Consider the following 16,252-nt stretch of genomic DNA (forward strand, 5'->3'; position numbering starts at 1 on the left):
TGCGCTTCCGATTGCGGTGCCGGTGCCGGTGCGGGAGCCGGTGCCTGGGCCGGAGTCTGCGGTGCGGCTGCCGCGCCGTTCGCCGGTTGCGCACCATGCTTGCGAAGGCCACCGCGGCCTTCCATGTTGCCCGTCGCATACACGTCGATTTCGTTCGGCTTCGTGAAGCTGTCGGTCGGCAGCGGCACGTCGGCGGTCTGCAGCGGCTTCACCAGGTGCGGCGTGATCACGAAGATCAGCTCGGTACGGTCCTGCTGGAACGATGTGCTGCGGAGCAGCGCGCCGAGCACGGGAATTTCGCCGACACCCGGGAGCGCCTTCAACGCGCCGGTCCCGTTGTCCTTGATCAGCCCGCCGATCGCGAACGTTTCGCCGTCGCCCATCTGCACCGTCGTCGATGCGCGCCGCGTCGTGATCAGCGGCAGGATCGACGTGCCGCCGATGTTGGTCGCGCTCAGCGTGACGCCCGTCTGCGACAGCTCCGACACTTCCGGCGCGACCTTCAGGCTGATCCGGCCATTGCCCAGCACGGTCGGCGTGAACTTCAGCGCGACGCCGAACTCCTCTTCCTGCAGCGTGATCGACGAGACGCCGTTGCTGCCGCTCTGCGGGATCGGGATGAAGATCTTGCCGCCCGCGAGGAACGTCGCTTCCTGGCCGCTGATCGTCACGAGATTCGGCTCCGCGAGGATCTTGACCAGGTTGTCGGTGTTCTGCGCGTCGGCCGCGAGGTTGAACGGCTTGTTGTTCGCCTTGCTGAAGGCGATCCCGGTGGCGACGCCCGCGAGCAGGTTGCTGACCAGCGCGCCGCTCCACGAACCGAACCCGCCCTGGATGTTGAGCGCGCTGCCCATCTGGTTGATCAGCGTCTTCGACACCTCGGCCACCTTCACCTCGAGCATCACCTGCTGCGGCGACGTGACGTTCAGCATGTTGAGCACCCCGCCCGCCTTGCCGCCGCCGGCCGGATCGCCCGCGCTGTCGCCGTACGCATGGGCGATCTGCACGGCCTGCTGCGCGGCCTGCGAGCTCGACACGGTGCCGGCCAGCACGATCGTGCCGGCGGCGGTCGACACATGGATGTCGCGCTCGCTCGGCATCAGCTGCATCAGCGACGCCTGCAGGCCGCCGGCATCCGCGCCGACCGCGACGTCGATCACGCGGCATGCGCCGCTCTTGCCCTGCACGATCATGTTGGTCGTGCCGACCGCGAGCCCGAGGATGTACAGCGTCTGCGGCGACACCATCGTGGCCTGCGCGACGGCCGGATTGCCGATCGTCCGATTACGGACCGGCTCCGGCATCGGCACCAGCAGCGACTTGCCGAGCGGCACGCTGACGCTGGTCGATTCGCGCACCGCGCCGACGCAGTTCGGTCCGCGCAGCGGCCCCGCCGCCGCGGCGGGCGCGGCCGCCGCCACCGGCGCCATGCTGATCGTCATCTGCATCGGCCCCTTGCCGACCGCGGCCGGCGCGCTGGCGCCGCCCTTGGTCAGCGCGGCCGACTCGACGCCTTCCTGCGCGAGTGCGCCATAAACGGTCAGCCATCCCGAACAGAGGATCGCGGCCATCATCGTGCCCCGTGCGACGCGTGTCTGCAGCGGGCCGGTACCTGTGCATTGCGGTTTGATCTTCATTTCGTCTGATCCCCCGAGAGACCGGCGCCGTGCCGGTTATCGACTTCCAGGGCCGCCGCGCGTTGCCGGCGGCCGTTTATGTGGCTTCAATGAACTGATTCAGAAACACTCGACGCTGCCCTTCACGCCCGTCAGCACGCCGACGCAGTCGCGCCGCACTTCCGGCGCCGCGTGCGATGCGACGTGCACGCGCACCGTCTTCACGCGGGCCGGTGCCGGCGGCGCTTCGGGTGCGGGCTCCTTGCCGAGCAGCGTCAGCTTGGTGGCCCCGTCGGTGTTCAACGTCTTCTGGTCGACCTGGTTGCGCAGCACGAGCGACAGCGTGCCGACGCTGCGCGCGAGGTCGAGCCGCTCGGCCTGGTCGGGCGTGACTTCCAGCGTCACCGCGTTGACGACCTTCGGCGCCGTGTCGTCGCGGCTGACCTGCTGCGCGACGGCAAGCACGAGGATGTGCTCGAGCACGATCTTCGAGATGCTCTGCCCGTCGGTCTTGCCCTGTTGTTCCTGCGTGTTGACGATCACGTCGACGTAGTTGCCCGGCAGCGCGAAGCCCGCGACGCCGACCACGTCGTTCACGCGCACCGTGATCGCGCGGCTGCCGTCGGCGATGACCGCGGACAGCCCGCCCTTCGTGCCGACCGGCGCGAGCTTCGACTCGATCACCGGCTCGCCGCGTGCGAGGCTGGTGCGCACGACGCGCCCTTCGAGCCCCTTCGTATCGGTGAACGCGCCGGTGGGCACGCTGCCCGACGGCCAGCTGACCATGTGGATCTGGTTCGGCCCGAGCGGTTCGCCCAGGTTCAGGTCGGTGGTGGCCACCGCGACCGGCGTGACCGAGCTCGTGGATGTCTGCACCAGCCAGTGGGACGCGAACACGACCGCGGCAAGACCCGCGACCATCGCGACGACCAGCATCATGACCGCTCGACTGTTTTTCATGGCAATGCTCCTCGACGAATCGTGAAAGAAACGGCTCAACCGGTGACGTAGGTGCGCCCGCCGCGCTCGACGGGCGGCGGATGGTTGCCGTCCCGTTCAGGCACCGTGCCGAAATAGCTCGCCCATGCGTCGTACAACGCGTCGTGCGTCACCTCGGGCGGATCGCCGCGGTAATGCGCGCCGGCGGCCACGAGACGCAGCAGGTCCGCCGGGAAACAGGCGAGAAACGCCTTGCCGGTCGGCAGGTGCAGCCGATGCAGCAGGTAGTCGAATGCATCGCTCGCCGAGACGAGCCCGAGCGATGCGCAGGCCGCGTTGTACACCGCGCGGTAGTCGTCGATCGACATCGCGCCGACGTGCAGCTTCGAACCGAGGCGGCGCAGGAACGCGTCGTCGCCCAGTTGCTCCGGCGACAGGTTGCTCGAGAACACCGGCCAGACGTCGAACGGCATCACGAAGCGGTTGCCGGATTCGAGCGTCAGCAAATCGACGCCGCGATCGAGCGGGCGCAGCCAGCGATTGAGCAGGTCGCGCGGCTCGACGCGCTGGCGGCCGAGATCGTCGACGACGTACATGCCCAGGTTCGCCTTCATGTGCGGCGGCGCCTGGTAGAAGCCGGCGGTCTCGTCGCGGCGCAGGTCGAGCTCGTCGAGCGTCAGTTCGCCGCCCGACATCACGACCGGCCGGTGGCACAGGCGCCAGCGGCGATCGACCGACAGGCCGCCGGACGGCGTGTCCGCGTCGACGTGCACGAGCGGGTCGTAGATCTGGATCACTTCGCCGGCCGCCCAGATCGCGTACGGCACCGGCACGCGGCCGCGCATCAGCGAGCCGAGCCGCTCGGCGAGGAAGGTCTTGCCGCTGCCGGCCGGGCCGTGGATCAGCAGCGGACGGCCCGCGTTCAGCGCGGCAGCCGCCGCATCGAGCAGCGACGTGTCGATCACGACCCCTTCGAATGCCGCCCACACTTCGTCCTGGCTGATGCGCAGCTTGCGTACCGAATGCGCGTCCAGGCACGCGATATACGCATCGAGCGTCACCGGTGCGGGCCCGCTGTAGCCGCTGCGCGCCCGTTCTTCCAGCGCGAGCACGCGGCCCGCGTCGGTCAGGCGGAACGTGACGTCGAGATCGGTCGCACCGCGGTGCGTGAGCTCGACCAGATGCTCGCGCACCAGGAATGCGAAGACGTCGTCGAGCACCGCGAGCGACAGGCAGTGCCGTTCGACCAGGTCGCCGTACGACGGGCGGCCGAGCATCAGCGTCGACTTCAGCACGAGGCCGGCAACGAACGTCATGCTCAACCCGGTTTCCTCGAGCGAGCGCGGCGCCACCGGCAACTGCGCGCCCAGCTTCGTATGCACTTCCCGCGACGGCAACGGATCGGGCAGGCGTGCCACCTGTGCGTCGCGTCTCGGTTCGGTGTGATTCGTGTTCATGATCGTTGCGTCCTCGTTGCGGATGTGTCGCGCTATGCGCACGACGCGAACAGCATGCCCAGCGTGCCGGCCGCGATCGCCACGCCGTACGGCAGCGTGCCGACCGATGCGATGTCGACGGGGCCGCCGGCGGCCTCGGCGCTCGCGCCTCGCGAGCGCAACGCGATCAACACGCGCACGTTCGCCCACATCTGGCGCATCCGCCCGCGCAGCAGCGCGAAGGCGATGGCGCCGATCCCGCCGGCCAGGAAGGTGGCCAGCACGATGTAAAACGTCATTTCCGCGCCGACCCAGGCGCCGATCGCGAGCATCAGCTTCACGTCGCCGGCGGCCATGCCGCGCAACAGGTAGAACGGCAGCAGCATGCCGAAGCCGGTCGCGGCGCCGGCGAGCCAGCCGAGCGCACCGGCCACGACGCCGTGCAACAGGCACTGGGCAACCAGCGCGCCGGCCAGGCCGAGCAGGACGAGACGGTTCGGAATGCGACGGGTCGCGATGTCCGTGCTGGCCGCGGCGACCGCGAGCAGCGTCACGCACAACGGAACCGGGTAAGGCGGCGCAACGGGGAGCATGGCGAACCTCGCAGTCGAAACGGTGGAATCGGTGGAATCGGTGGATCAGGAAACCATTGCCAGCGCGGTGGCCACGGCAGCCGTCACGGCCGTTGCGATCACCTCGTACGTATCGGCAAGCGAGCCTTTCAGCGTGACGACGCTGCCCAGCACCGCCACGGCGAACATCGCGCCGAGCAATGCATATTCGATCGACGTCACACCCTGCTCGTCGCTGATCCAGCGACGTACGACGCGCATCGTGGCTTGCATGATGGTCTCCGGTTCCGGGTTGATCAGATGACCGGGGACGGCTCGAGCGCTGCACCGGCCGAGCCGTCCGCGGCACGATCCATCAGATGGCTGCGACCGCCGAATCGAGGTCGTCCGCGATCGTGGTGAACACGGTCTTGAGGTCCTTGCCGACCGTCGTCAGCGCGGCGATGATGCCGATGGCGATCAGTGCGGCGATCAGGCCGTATTCGATGGCGGTCACGCCGTCTTCATCACGGATGAAACGGCTGGCTTGTTGAATGAACTTGGACATGATGATCTCCTTGCGTAGTCACTTTCAGATCCCTCGCGTGCCGGCAGGATCGATCGATCCGGCATCGATACGTCGAGGCATGGTGTTAATGCCGTGTGGTGCCAACGAACGAATCGGGCGACCCGTTCGCCGCACCGTCCATCAAATCGCAGCTACTATCGAATCCAGATCGTCGGCGACCGTGCTGAAGACGGTCTTCAGATCCGTACCGACCGTCGTCAACGCGGCGACGATGCCGATCGCGATCAGCGCGGCGATCAGGCCGTATTCGATGGCCGTCACGCCGCCCTGATCCTCGACGAGCCAGGCGATCTTCTCGATGATTCTTGACATGAGCATTCTCCTTTCGGACTGCTATTAAATACCCTTCGTCCGTCAGGACGTCGGGGGTGGGCACCACCGGCACTACTCGAAAAATCGGAACGCGTCGCTCAGCTGCGGGAGCGGGGATAGACATCCCTGCCCGTGCGAACGGGTATCGGTGAGGCAGTGAGCGAGATAGGCGTGTACGGTGCGACCGGCCGGATAAACCGCGCGACCGGATCGACCCGAACGGCACGACGGCCATTCGACGCATGGAGTCCTGTTGAACGGGAGACAAACTCCCGGAAAATCCGCAATGTGTCTTTAATGCGGTTTGCGATCCGCAATATGCCGTGGTCTTTCATTTTTATTCCCCATATGCTGCCATGCCGATTTCTTATTGCCCTGACGATACCGGGTCTCATCGGTCATTCGACGAAGTCTTGCTCGGTTGATCGACCTGGAGCGGCGTGTTCCCCGTCGTGCTCCGGCCTTCCTTTCCGCCGGTGATTCCGAAGCGGGTTCCGTCCGACTTTGCTGGAACCGCCCGGTCGTCACCTCGTCGACTGCCGTGCCAACGCTTACGCAAAGAGCAGGCCACCCGGAACGAAATCCAGGCGTATCAAGCGTTCCAGCGATGCCCATCCTCCCCGGCCCGAGGCGCGATGCGCGAAATGTTTCAAAATTGATATATCCGCCCGCGCATCCGTTGCACGCCTGAACGCCCGCCGCCGCGCTGCAACAAGGGTCTCAATTTTTTTCTCGGGACTTTCCCGAACACGTCAGGGCGCTCGCGCGCCGCGGTATCGGCGGCACGCGAACCCGGTGAAAAACGCGGAATGTTTCAAGCCAGATACATGAAATCCGTTCGCGCCGTTTTCTCATACGTGAAAACGCGGTTTTCACGCGTATCGCTGAACAATTCAAATACCCGCCGTCCGTGCGCGATTTGCATCACGCGATTTTTTCTTCAACAATGAATTCACCGGACAACGCGATTTCAGCGATTCGATCCGCGGGCACGACAACATGAAAACGGCTGTGAAATACCACGCAGCCTTCACTACAGACGGGGAATCATGTACACAGCCAACCGTGAAATGCGCGGGCGTGCAATACGCCGCATCCAATGGCTGACAGCCGATCGGATCATTCCGTACAGCTGCATCATGCTGATGCTCTTCACCGCGTTGCTGATCGTGTGGGGTATCGTGACCGACGGCTTCACGTCGACCACCACGGTCCGCCCCGGCACCGACTTCTCCGTCTTCTGGACCGCATCGCATCTCGTGTTGCAAGGCCACGCCGCATCGGCCTACGACATGTCGTTATTCAAGCAGGCCGAGTTCGCGCACTTCGGTGCGTCGCTGCAGCACCAGCCGCTTCCCTGGCTCTATCCGCCGACGATGTTGCTGTTCATCGCGCCGCTTGCCCTTGTGCCTTTCCTGCCCGCGTATTTCCTCTTTTTGGCGGGCAGTCTTTTATGCTACGCGTTCGCCGTCTCGCGGTTGTCGGGATTGCGCGCGCATCTTCCCCATCCGCGCGCCGCCACGCTCGTCGTGGTCGCGTATTCGGGGGTGTGCCTGTCCGCGCTGTTCGGCCAGAACAGCGTCCTGACCGCCGGCCTCGCCGCGCTCGCGCTGCATCTGCTGGGCAAGCGCCCGGTCGTGGCCGGCGTGGTGATCGGGTTGCTTGCGATCAAGCCGCAACTCGCCGTCGTGTTCCCGTTCGTGCTGATCGCCGCGCGGGCATGGCGCACGTTCGCGGCGGCCGCGCTGAGCGCGACGCTGTTCGCGGTGGCCGGGATTGCACTGACCGGCCCCGGCGCGCTGCACGGCTTGAGCCAGGCCATGTCGACGGTACGCGACATGCATTTCATGCTCGCGTCTTACTGGCTCGCGTCGCCGACGCCGTTCGCCGCGTTGCGGCTCGCCGGTGCGCCGGTGGCCGCCGCGCTGGCCGCGCAAGCGGCAGTCGCACTGCTCGCGATCGCCGCGGCCGTCGATGTATGGCGCCGTACGCCCGACATGCGCCTGCGTGGCGCGGCGCTGGCGGTCGCCACGCTGTTGACGACGCCCTATCTGTGGCATTACGAACTGACGTGGCTCGGCATCGCGATCTTCTGCCTGATCGCGCACGGCCTCGACGAAGGCTGGCTGCCCGGCGACCAGGGCATCCTCGTGCTCGCGTGGCTGCTGCCGGCCTTCGAGATGTTCAACCGGTTGACGAAGCTGCCTCAGATCGGGCCGGTCGTGCTGCTCGCGGTGCTGTTCGTCGTCGTGCGTCGCGCGTCCCTCGCGTCACGGAATACGCGATGAAAGCGCCTTCGTTCGCCCGCCACGCGCATGCCGCCACCGATGTGCATCCGGAACTCCCGATCGCGGGCCCGCGCCGCTATCCGCACTGGCTCAATCGCGAACGCGTGCGCCTTTATGCGGCCGCCGTGCTGATGGCGGAACTGCTGTTCATCGGCATCTATTCGATCCGCGTGTTCCTGTCACACACCGGCGCACCGGAACCGCTGTCGCCGGATTTCTCGCCGATCTGGAGCGCGGCGTGGCTCGCCGCCCACGGGCATGCGGCCGATGCCTGGCATTTTCCCGCGCTGTTCGCAGTCCAGAAGCTCGCGATTCCGGCGTTGACCCTCGCGGACGGCACAATGCCGTGGCTCTATCCGCCCTCCATGCTGCTGCTCGTGCTGCCGCTCGGCTGGCTGCCGTACACGCTGGCGCTCGTGCTGTGGCTCGCGCTCACGTATGGGCTGTTCGCGGCGACGATCCACGCGACCGTGCAGCGCGATGCCGCGTGGCTGTGCGCGCTCGCGTTCCCCGGCGCGTTCCTCACGGTGATCGTCGGGCAGACCAGCCTCTTCACCGCGTTGCTCGCCGGCGCCGGCCTGCTCGCGCTGAACCGCCGCCCCGTGTACGCCGGGATCTGCTTCGGTTTGCTGACGATGAAGCCGCAGCTCGCGGTGCTGTTCCCGCTCGCGCTGCTGTGCGCGGGTCAATGGCGCGCACTGGCCGCGTGGGCCGCGACGCTCGCGTGCAGCGTCGCGCTTTCGACCCTCGCGTTCGGGTTCGGCCCGTGGCTCACGTTCGCGCATGTGATCGACAACGTCTACGCGATCGTCGGCGCCGGCCAGGCCAGGCTCGTGCGCATGCCGTCGGTGTTCGCGCTCGCCACGCTGGCAGGCTGGCCCGCCATCGTCGCGAACGGCCTTCAGCTGCTGTCGGTCGCGACCGCGGCCATCGCCGTCGTCTACGCCTGGCGCGGCGCCTGCTCGTACGCGCTGCGCGCCGCGACTCTCGCGTGCGCCTGCCTGCTCGTCAGCCCCTATCTGTACGACTACGACCTGACCTGGTACGGCATCGTGATCGCGTGGTATGCGCGCTATGCATGGACGCACGGCTGGCGCCGCTTCGATCGCGAATGGCTGCTGCTGCTGTGGCTGATGCCGCTCGCGGGGCTCGCAGTCGTGCCGCATCTGTCGTTCCAGTTCATGCCGCTCGTCACGCTGGCGTCGCTCGGGCTGCTCGTCAGCCGGATCGCCCGGGAACGGCACGACGTGCCGTCGATGCCGGACACCCGCGACAACTCGACCGAAACCGCGTTCACGCATCAGGTCCGAACGCACCACCGCCCGGCGTACGAAATGCGCCGCACCGGCCGACCGACCATCGGCGCGCATCGGTGAAACGACATCACAAGGGGAATCATCATGCGGGAACCTCTCCATGCACCGCTCATCTCGCTGGTCGTGCCGTTCTATAACGAAGGCGAGGCCGTTGAGCACTTCTTCGACGTCGTGATGCCGCTGATGACGTCCATCGACGCGATCCGTTTCGAGATCGTCTGCGTGAACGACGGCAGCCGCGACGACACGCTCGACCGGCTGATCCGGATCAGCACCGCCGAGCGGCGCGTGCGCGTGATCGACCTCACCCGCAACTTCGGCAAGGAAGCCGCGCTCACGGCCGGCCTCGACGAAGCGCTCGGCGATGCCGTGATCCCGCTCGACGCCGACCTGCAGGATCCGCCGAGCCTGATCCCCGTGATGATCGAGCACTGGCGCGACGGCGCGGAAGTCGTCGCGGCGAAGCGCAGCAACCGTGCGTGCGACTCGTACGCGAAACGCACGGCGGCCGCGATCTACTATCGCGTGCACAACCTGCTGTCGGACGTGAAACTGCCGGAGAACGTCGGCGATTTCCGGCTGATGGACCGCAAGGTCGTGAACGCGCTGCGCAACCTGCCCGAGCGGCATCGCTTCATGAAGGGGTTGTTCGCGTGGGTCGGCTACCGCACCGTGATCGTCGAATACCAGCGCGACGCGCGCAGCGCCGGGCACTCGAAGTTCTCCGGCTGGAAGCTGTGGAATTTCGCGCTGGAAGGCATCACCAGCTTCAGCACCGTGCCGCTGCGCAGCTGGACCTACATCGGCGTCGGCATCGCCACGCTCGCGTTCCTGTACGGCGCGTTCATCATCTTCCGCACGCTGCTGTTCGGCAATCCGGTGCTCGGCTACGCATCGCTGATCTCGGTCACGCTGTTCATCGGCGGAATCGAGCTCATCGGGATCGGGGTCGTCGGCGAATACGTCGGGCGAATCTACGACGAGTCGAAGCAACGGCCCGTCTACCTGATCCGCCGCCGCTACCAGGCGCACGGCAAGGTGATCGAACTCCCGGTCGCGCGCGATGCACGCCGCCAGATCGCCCGTCGGCGCGTGCAGCCGACCCGTGCGCGGATCGGCGCACGCTGACCCGCGCCGACGCGCCATGATCGCCCTGCTCCATGCCGAGCGCACGCGGCTCGTGCGCTTCGGCGTGTCCGGGCTCGGCTCGACCGCGATCCACACGCTGGTGGCCGCGGCGCTGTTCGCGCGGTTCGATGCGACGCTGGTGACGGCGAACGCGATCGGCTTCCTGTGCGCGACGGCCTTCTCGTATCTCGCGAATACGCTGTGGAGCTTCTCGTCGACGGTGGGCACGCGCAACGCGATGCGCTTTCTCGCGGTTACGCTGGCCGGCTTCGTCGAAACGATGCTGCTCGCGCGTGCGGCCGAAGCACTCGAAGTCTCCCGCGGGATGAGCATCGTCGCGATCGCGCTGCTGGTTCCGCCGACCACGTTCGCGCTGCACCGGCTGTGGACCTACCGGTAAGCCATCCGCCCGCTTTCCGCCCCGGAATTAATCGGCCACTCCATTAACAGGTTCAATGTCGTTATATTTATGTAACGCATCGCGCCGATTGAATCCGATTTCAAAATTACCGTTTGAAATAATATTAATACCCTGTTTACTTTTACAGCTTCCGGAATTAACCGAACGGGATAATCTGCATTCGCCATCTCGCCTGCACGTGCCTTGATCGGAACGAAGCCTTGCAGGACAAGGCGATGGCGGCCGCACGAAGCAATTCGCGCAACAATAAGTCCCATTCATTCAAACGGGAGCTTCTATGTCACGCGTCACCGATGTGCTCGTCTCTTTCGATACCGAAACCATTCTCAAAAAATATCCGAATCCCAGCAAGAACCCGGCCGCGCCGACGCTGATCGATTGGCGCTATGTCTATATGGTGACCAACCAGGACAACGTCATCTCCGGGCAGGCGGGCGGCGAGCTCGACCTGAAGGCGCAGGTCGGCGACCTGATCCGCTGGCGTGAAACGAGCCTGTCGCTGGGCTTCGAGAACCAGGTCGTGTTCTACAAGTTCGTCGGCAACGTCGGCAACGAACTGATCTCGACGCCGACGCCGCGCGTCGCGGAAGCGTCCATTCCGGTGCCGAACACCAGCAAGCCCGAGGTGCCGACCTGCCAGAAGGTCGCGAACTACTACTGGTCGTCGGAATGCCTGAAAGTCGGCCGCGTGACGTACCACTTCCAGTTCCAGATCATCGATCGCAACTGCCAGAGCCAGGGCTGCTTCTCCTGGGATCCGTTCATCTCGATCCATAACTGATCGCGGCAGGCGGGCGGCCGCGCGGCGGCTGCCCGCGTCATCCACTTGTTGCGGAGGAAGCGCTCATGTCTGGTCTTCGTTGCGATGTGCTGGTGATCGTCGACGCCGTCACGCTGCTGTCGGCCTACCCGGAGGCAAGCCGCGACCCGGCCGCGCCGACCGTGATCGACGGCCGGCACCTCTATGTGGTGAGCCCTGGCGACGCCGCGCAGCTCGGCCACAACGACAGCCGCCTCTTTACCGGCCTGTCGCCGGGCGACCAGCTGCGCCTGCGCGAAACCGCGCTGGCCTTGCGTGCCGAGGTCAGCGTGCTGTTCGTCCGGTTCACGTTGAAGGAGGCGGGCATCGTCGCGCCGATCGAACCCGAAGTGCGCGACGCGGCCACGCCCGTGCCGAATGCCGACGACCTGCTGCATCCGCCGTGCCATCCGATGAAGGACCACTACTGGCGCAGCGACGTGCTGGCCGCGGGCGCCACGACGTGTACGGCCGACTTCGGCGTATACGACCGCGACGGCAACGTATCGGGCTATTTCCGCTGGGAAACGTCGATCGAGATCGCGGGGAGCGGGCCGGACACGAAGCAGCCCGGTTTCAAGCCGTCGTCGGATCGCAATGGTCACTTCACGCTGCCGCCGAATACGGCATTCAAGGCGATCTTCTATGCGAATGCCGCCGACCGGCAGGACCTGAAACTCTTCGTCGACGATGCGCCGGAACCGGCCGCATCGTTCGTCGGCAACAGCGAGGACGGCGTCAGGATGTTCACGCTGAACTCGAAAGGCGGCAAGATCCGGATCGAGGCGTCGGCCAACGGCAGGCCATCCGCGACCGATGCTCGCCTCGCGCCGCTGTCCGCGGGCGACTCCGTCTGGCTCGGCTGGCTGGGTGCCGAGGACGGCGCCGATGCCGACTACAACGACGGGATCGTGATCCTGCAGTGGCCGATCACGTGAGCGTCGCGGCAAGCGGCACGCGGGCGGTTCAGGTACGCGGCAGCCCCGGCGGATTGGTCCGCGACCGCTCGATCGCTTCGGCGTCGAGGCTCCAGCGGCCGAGCACCTTCCGGTAGCTGCCGTTCGCGATCAGCGCATTGATCGCGACCGTCAGCGGATCGGCGAGGCCGCTGCCCTTGCGCGTCGTGATCGCGATGTCGGCGGTGCGCGGCCAGCCGCCGCTCACCGTGCCGATCAGCTTCGCATCGCCGCGCAGCGACGCCTGGTACGCGAGCATCGAATTCACGCTGAAGATCGTGTCGACGCGCCCCGATTGCAGCGCGACCCAGCGCTCGGCCGCATCCGCGTAATACTGGATCTCGACCGGCGCGAGGCCGCGCGCGACGTTCTGCCGGTTCCACTCGAGCAGGATCTTTTCCTGGTTCGTGCCCGAATCGGTCACGACGCGCAGCCCGGCCACATCTTTCGGCTCGCGGATCGCGGCGATCCGGCTGCCGTTCTTCACGTAGAAGCCGAGCTGATCCTTCCGGTAGGTCGAGAAGTCGAATTTCTCCTTGCGCTGTTCGGTCACCGTCACGTTGGAGATCACCGCGTCGACCTTGCCGGACTGCAGCGCGAGCGGCCAGTCGGCCCACGACAGCGGCACGAGCTTCAGCTTGCGGCCGATGCTGTCGGCCACGAGCTGCGCGAGATCGGGATCGAAGCCGACCACCGTTCGCGCATCGGTCGCATAGGTGCTGAGCGGCGGCAGGTTCGGCGCGATGCCGATCGTCAATGTGTTCGCTTCCGCAAACCGGAAGCCGGCCGGCAAGGCCTGCTCGACCGCCGGGTTCACGGTGCCGCGCTGGCGGCCGGGCTGCTCGGGGCTCAGGTCGAACGTCGCGGCCTGCGCGGCCACGCTGCCGCCGATCAGGACGGCTGCCAGCACGCGAACGACGCGCACTGCGGGAAATGCTGTTCTTTTCATATATTCCGGATTCCTTTTTTTGATGACGCGTGCGCGGAACGCGGACGGGGCCGAACGATTTTCACCGTCCGTCGCCGCCTGGCGTTCCAGGCCCGCTCAGGCGGGCGTCGCCTCGAGTTCGGCCGCGGCCGCGCGTTGCGTCACCGGCTGGGCGACCGGCTGCGGGCGCGCCGCTTGCGACTCGCCCGCATACAGCGCCTTCGGATCGAACACGCGCGCCTGCAGCGGCGTGAACGCGCGGAAGTTCCACAGGCTGCGCGCGACGAACACGCGCTGCACCCAGCGCAATGCCCGGTCGTTCTCGTCGTATTGCGGATCGAAACGGTCGCGCGAATGCAGCGTGAAATGATTGTTGATCAGCACCAGCTTGCCCGGTTGAATCTGCACGCCGAACGACACCTCGCGCACCGCGCGGTACAGGTTGGCCAGCGCCTCCTGTGCGCGCGTGTTGACCGCCAGCACCATGTCCGGATAGAACGCGACCGTCACGCGCGGCGCATCGAGCGGCCCCGACAGCACCGCGCTCAGGTCGGTGTTGTCGCGCGGCGTCGGCGCCGCCCCGCGCCACCGGTACGGCACGCGGATGATGTAGTGCTCGCCGTAGAGTTGCGCGATATCGTCCGGCGACAGCAGCTGCAGCGCACGACGCGCATCGGCGAGCCGCGTGTACGGGCCGCCGCCGGCTTCGCTGCGCACGCCGAGCAGCAGCAACGCGAACGGCGACGTGTCGCCTTCCGGCATGTGCGCCTGCGCGGCGTTCTCGATATGGAAATCGAGCTCGACCTCGGAGCCCAGGCCCGTATAGTCGCGCGCGGTCGCCTTGTGCGGCGTGAGGTTGTTCACGAGCTCGCGGCCTTCGTGCGCGATCGAATACGGCTCGCCGGCCAGCGTGCTCAACGCGACCAGCACGTTCTCGCTCAACACGCCGGCCTTGAACGAGCGGCCGGTTTCCTCGAACCTCGGGCTGCCCGTCACGTCGTCGTCGATCGGCAGGTTGTCGATCTCGATCGAGCCGTGCGCATCGGCGGTGGGCGCCTTCGCGCGATCGAACGCGTCGACGACCCGGTCGGGAAACGCGGTGTAGGCTAGTTTGCGCACCGCGCTGATGTAGCCCGCGCCGCCGGCCGGATCATAGGGCAGTGCGCCGAGCGTCGTGCGGATATGACTGGATTCCGCTGCCGTCAAAACGATGCGTTCATCTGCGAGATAGGTCATAGGTCTCTCGTATAAAGATCGGGGGTCGATAAGCGGTATGGCACTACCGCCGCGCGTGGCCGTCCTCGGGGCGCAGCGCTCGACAAGACTAGGAGACCGTCATTGCATTGCGAAATGATATTAATTCGATTGCAAACAAAAATTTTAGATATAAGTTCAGCAACGCGTCGAGCGGCGGGCCGCGTCGTTCGCACCGTCGCTTAACACGAATGGTTGTTAAATAATCGCCGGTTATTATTTGTACTCGCTAACGGGTCGATGCTAGTTTTCTGTCGGATTCGACGATGCGCCGGCCGTCGATCGGCAGCCGGCGCCCTTCCTCCGCCCCACGGAAACCCGTTAGATGAACCGATTCCCTCTGCTGCGCAGTACGCCCGGAAACGACGCGCCGTTGGCTGCGTGCCGCCCCACCCGCCACGCGGCACGGAGGACACGATGAGCGATCGCGCGCCGGCACTCGAGCGCACGCTGGCCGACGGCGTGCCGCCGCACCGCACGTCGCTGCGCGCGATCTTCCCGACCGTCGCGGCCGCGAGCCTAGGCTTCGCGATCGTCCAGCTCGACGTGACCGTGGTCAACGTCGCGATCCCGAGCCTCGGCCATTCATTCGGATCGAGCGTCCACGGGCTGCAGTGGATCGTCGATGCGTACACGCTGTCGTTCGCCGCGCTGCTGCTGACGTCCGGCACGCTGGCCGACCGCTTCGGCAGCCGCCGGCTGTTCGCGTACGGCCTCGCGCTGTTCCTGCTGGCGTCGCTCGGCTGCGCGCTCGCGCCGTCGCTGGCCGCGCTGATCGCCGCGCGCGTCGCGCAGGGCGTGGGCGCCGCGATGATCCTGCCCACGTCGCTCGCGCTCATCACGCATGCGTGTGCCAACGATGCGGCCGCCCGTGTACGGGCCGTCGCGTGGTGGAGCGCGACGGGCGGCGCGATCAGCGCGGCCGGTCCGACGCTCGGCGGCCTGCTGATCGACTCGCTCGGCTGGCGTGCGATCTTCTTCATCAATCTGCCGATCTGTGCAGGCGGCCTGTGGCTCACGCTGCGCCATGTGCGTGATTCGGCCGCCGCGCGCACGCGGCAGTTCGATCCGGCCGGCCAGATCGTCGCGGTGCTCGTGCTCGCGCTGCTGACGGGCGGGATCATCCGGGCCGGCGCGCAGGGGGCGGGCGATCCGTACGCGGCCGGTGCGCTGGCCGCGTCGGTCGTGCTCGGCGCGCTGTTCGTCGCGATCGAGCGGCGGGTGGCCGCGCCGATGCTGCAGCTCGCCTTCTTCCGGATCGCGCGCGTGCCGGGCGTGCTCGCGATCGGCGCGATCACGAATGCCGCGTTCTACGGGCTGATCTTCTCGCTGAGCCTCTACTTTCAGAACGCGCGCGGCTTCTCCGCGACCGAGTCGGGGCTCGCGCTCGCGCCGCTCACGATCATCATGCTCGCCAACATCGCGAGCGCGCGTCTCGCCGTCCGCCATGGCTTCCGCGCGACCGTCATCGTCGGCCTCGCCGTGTCGCTCGCGGGCTACGTGTGGCTGTGGCAAACGCTCGGCGCGCACACGCCGTATGCGCTGCTGGCGCCCGGGCTCGCGGCGATGGCGATCGGCGGCGGGATCGCGATTCCCGCGCTGACCTCGACGATGCTCGGCAGCGTCGAGGCCGGCCGCGCGGCCACCGCGTCGGCGATCCTCAATACCGCGCGCCAGGTGGGCGCAGCCGTCGGCGTCGCGGCGCTCGGCGCACTGGTC

16 protein-coding genes are annotated in these 16,252 nt (G+C 66.7%); 7 read left to right on the forward strand and 9 right to left on the reverse strand.

The window, feature by feature from the left end; translation table 11 throughout:
• The 7 genes from G3N96_RS32995 to G3N96_RS33025 form a co-directional block, all read right to left on the reverse strand.
• The coding region (locus G3N96_RS32995; protein ID WP_206139813.1) for a type II and III secretion system protein family protein at positions 1-1,637 on the reverse strand (1,637 nt) is incomplete at its 3' end.
• A 99-nt stretch (positions 1,638-1,736) separates the two neighbouring features.
• Positions 1,737-2,576, reverse strand: a complete 840-nt coding sequence (cpaB, locus tag G3N96_RS33000) for a Flp pilus assembly protein CpaB (protein ID WP_124581146.1) — start codon at positions 2,574-2,576, stop codon at positions 1,737-1,739.
• A 35-nt stretch (positions 2,577-2,611) separates the two neighbouring features.
• A complete protein-coding gene (locus tag G3N96_RS33005; protein WP_206139814.1) occupies positions 2,612-4,012 on the reverse strand; it encodes an ATP-binding protein in 1,401 nt (466 codons plus the stop codon).
• A gap of 32 nt (positions 4,013-4,044) precedes the next feature.
• Positions 4,045-4,584 (reverse strand): prepilin peptidase, encoded by a 540-nt coding sequence (locus G3N96_RS33010; protein ID WP_206139815.1) that lies wholly within the window; start codon positions 4,582-4,584, stop codon positions 4,045-4,047.
• Positions 4,585-4,629: 45 nt separating this feature from the next.
• Positions 4,630-4,836, reverse strand: coding sequence for a Flp family type IVb pilin (locus tag G3N96_RS33015; protein WP_124581140.1), 207 nt, complete (start codon positions 4,834-4,836; stop codon positions 4,630-4,632).
• A gap of 82 nt (positions 4,837-4,918) precedes the next feature.
• A complete protein-coding gene (locus G3N96_RS33020; protein ID WP_089476198.1) occupies positions 4,919-5,110 on the reverse strand; it encodes a Flp family type IVb pilin in 192 nt (63 codons plus the stop codon).
• Between the two features lie 141 nt (positions 5,111-5,251).
• Positions 5,252-5,443 (reverse strand): Flp family type IVb pilin, encoded by a 192-nt coding sequence (locus tag G3N96_RS33025; protein WP_039355485.1) that lies wholly within the window; start codon positions 5,441-5,443, stop codon positions 5,252-5,254.
• Positions 5,444-6,492: 1,049 nt separating this feature from the next.
• Here G3N96_RS33025 and G3N96_RS33030 point away from each other — a divergent pair.
• The 6 genes from G3N96_RS33030 (at position 6,493) to G3N96_RS39465 (ending at position 12,333) form a co-directional block, all read left to right on the forward strand.
• A complete protein-coding gene (locus G3N96_RS33030; RefSeq protein ID WP_206139816.1) occupies positions 6,493-7,731 on the forward strand; it encodes a glycosyltransferase family 87 protein in 1,239 nt (412 codons plus the stop codon).
• The gene (locus G3N96_RS33035) at positions 7,728-9,107 is read left to right on the forward strand and encodes a glycosyltransferase family 87 protein (protein WP_206139817.1); all 1,380 of its coding nucleotides are present in this window, start codon (positions 7,728-7,730) and stop codon (positions 9,105-9,107) included. The genes G3N96_RS33030 and G3N96_RS33035 overlap by 4 nt, the downstream gene beginning before the upstream one ends.
• Before the next feature lie 24 nt (positions 9,108-9,131).
• On the forward strand, positions 9,132-10,175 hold the full coding sequence (locus G3N96_RS33040; protein ID WP_124581131.1) for a glycosyltransferase family 2 protein: 1,044 nt from the start codon (positions 9,132-9,134) through the stop codon (positions 10,173-10,175).
• A 16-nt stretch (positions 10,176-10,191) separates the two neighbouring features.
• On the forward strand, positions 10,192-10,575 hold the full coding sequence (locus tag G3N96_RS33045) for a GtrA family protein (RefSeq protein WP_206139818.1): 384 nt from the start codon (positions 10,192-10,194) through the stop codon (positions 10,573-10,575).
• A 298-nt stretch (positions 10,576-10,873) separates the two neighbouring features.
• Positions 10,874-11,377, forward strand: a complete 504-nt coding sequence (locus tag G3N96_RS33050) for an inclusion body family protein (RefSeq protein ID WP_011349899.1) — start codon at positions 10,874-10,876, stop codon at positions 11,375-11,377.
• Between the two features lie 65 nt (positions 11,378-11,442).
• On the forward strand, positions 11,443-12,333 hold the full coding sequence (locus tag G3N96_RS39465; RefSeq protein ID WP_241022942.1) for an AidA/PixA family protein: 891 nt from the start codon (positions 11,443-11,445) through the stop codon (positions 12,331-12,333).
• A gap of 28 nt (positions 12,334-12,361) precedes the next feature.
• Here G3N96_RS39465 and G3N96_RS33060 read toward each other — a convergent pair whose 3' ends face one another.
• Both G3N96_RS33060 and G3N96_RS33065 read right to left on the reverse strand, forming a co-directional pair.
• Positions 12,362-13,300, reverse strand: a complete 939-nt coding sequence (locus tag G3N96_RS33060) for an ABC transporter substrate-binding protein (protein ID WP_206139819.1) — start codon at positions 13,298-13,300, stop codon at positions 12,362-12,364.
• A 96-nt stretch (positions 13,301-13,396) separates the two neighbouring features.
• On the reverse strand, positions 13,397-14,515 hold the full coding sequence (locus G3N96_RS33065) for a TauD/TfdA family dioxygenase (protein ID WP_206139820.1): 1,119 nt from the start codon (positions 14,513-14,515) through the stop codon (positions 13,397-13,399).
• A 435-nt stretch (positions 14,516-14,950) separates the two neighbouring features.
• Between G3N96_RS33065 and G3N96_RS33070 the strand changes: the two genes are divergently transcribed.
• Positions 14,951-16,252 (forward strand): MFS transporter (locus G3N96_RS33070; RefSeq protein WP_206139821.1); only part of this gene is annotated, 1,302 nt, incomplete at its 3' end.

The sequence above is a fragment of the Burkholderia sp. Se-20373 genome (genome assembly GCF_017104705.1).
Taxonomy (GTDB): Bacteria; Pseudomonadota; Gammaproteobacteria; order Burkholderiales; family Burkholderiaceae; genus Burkholderia.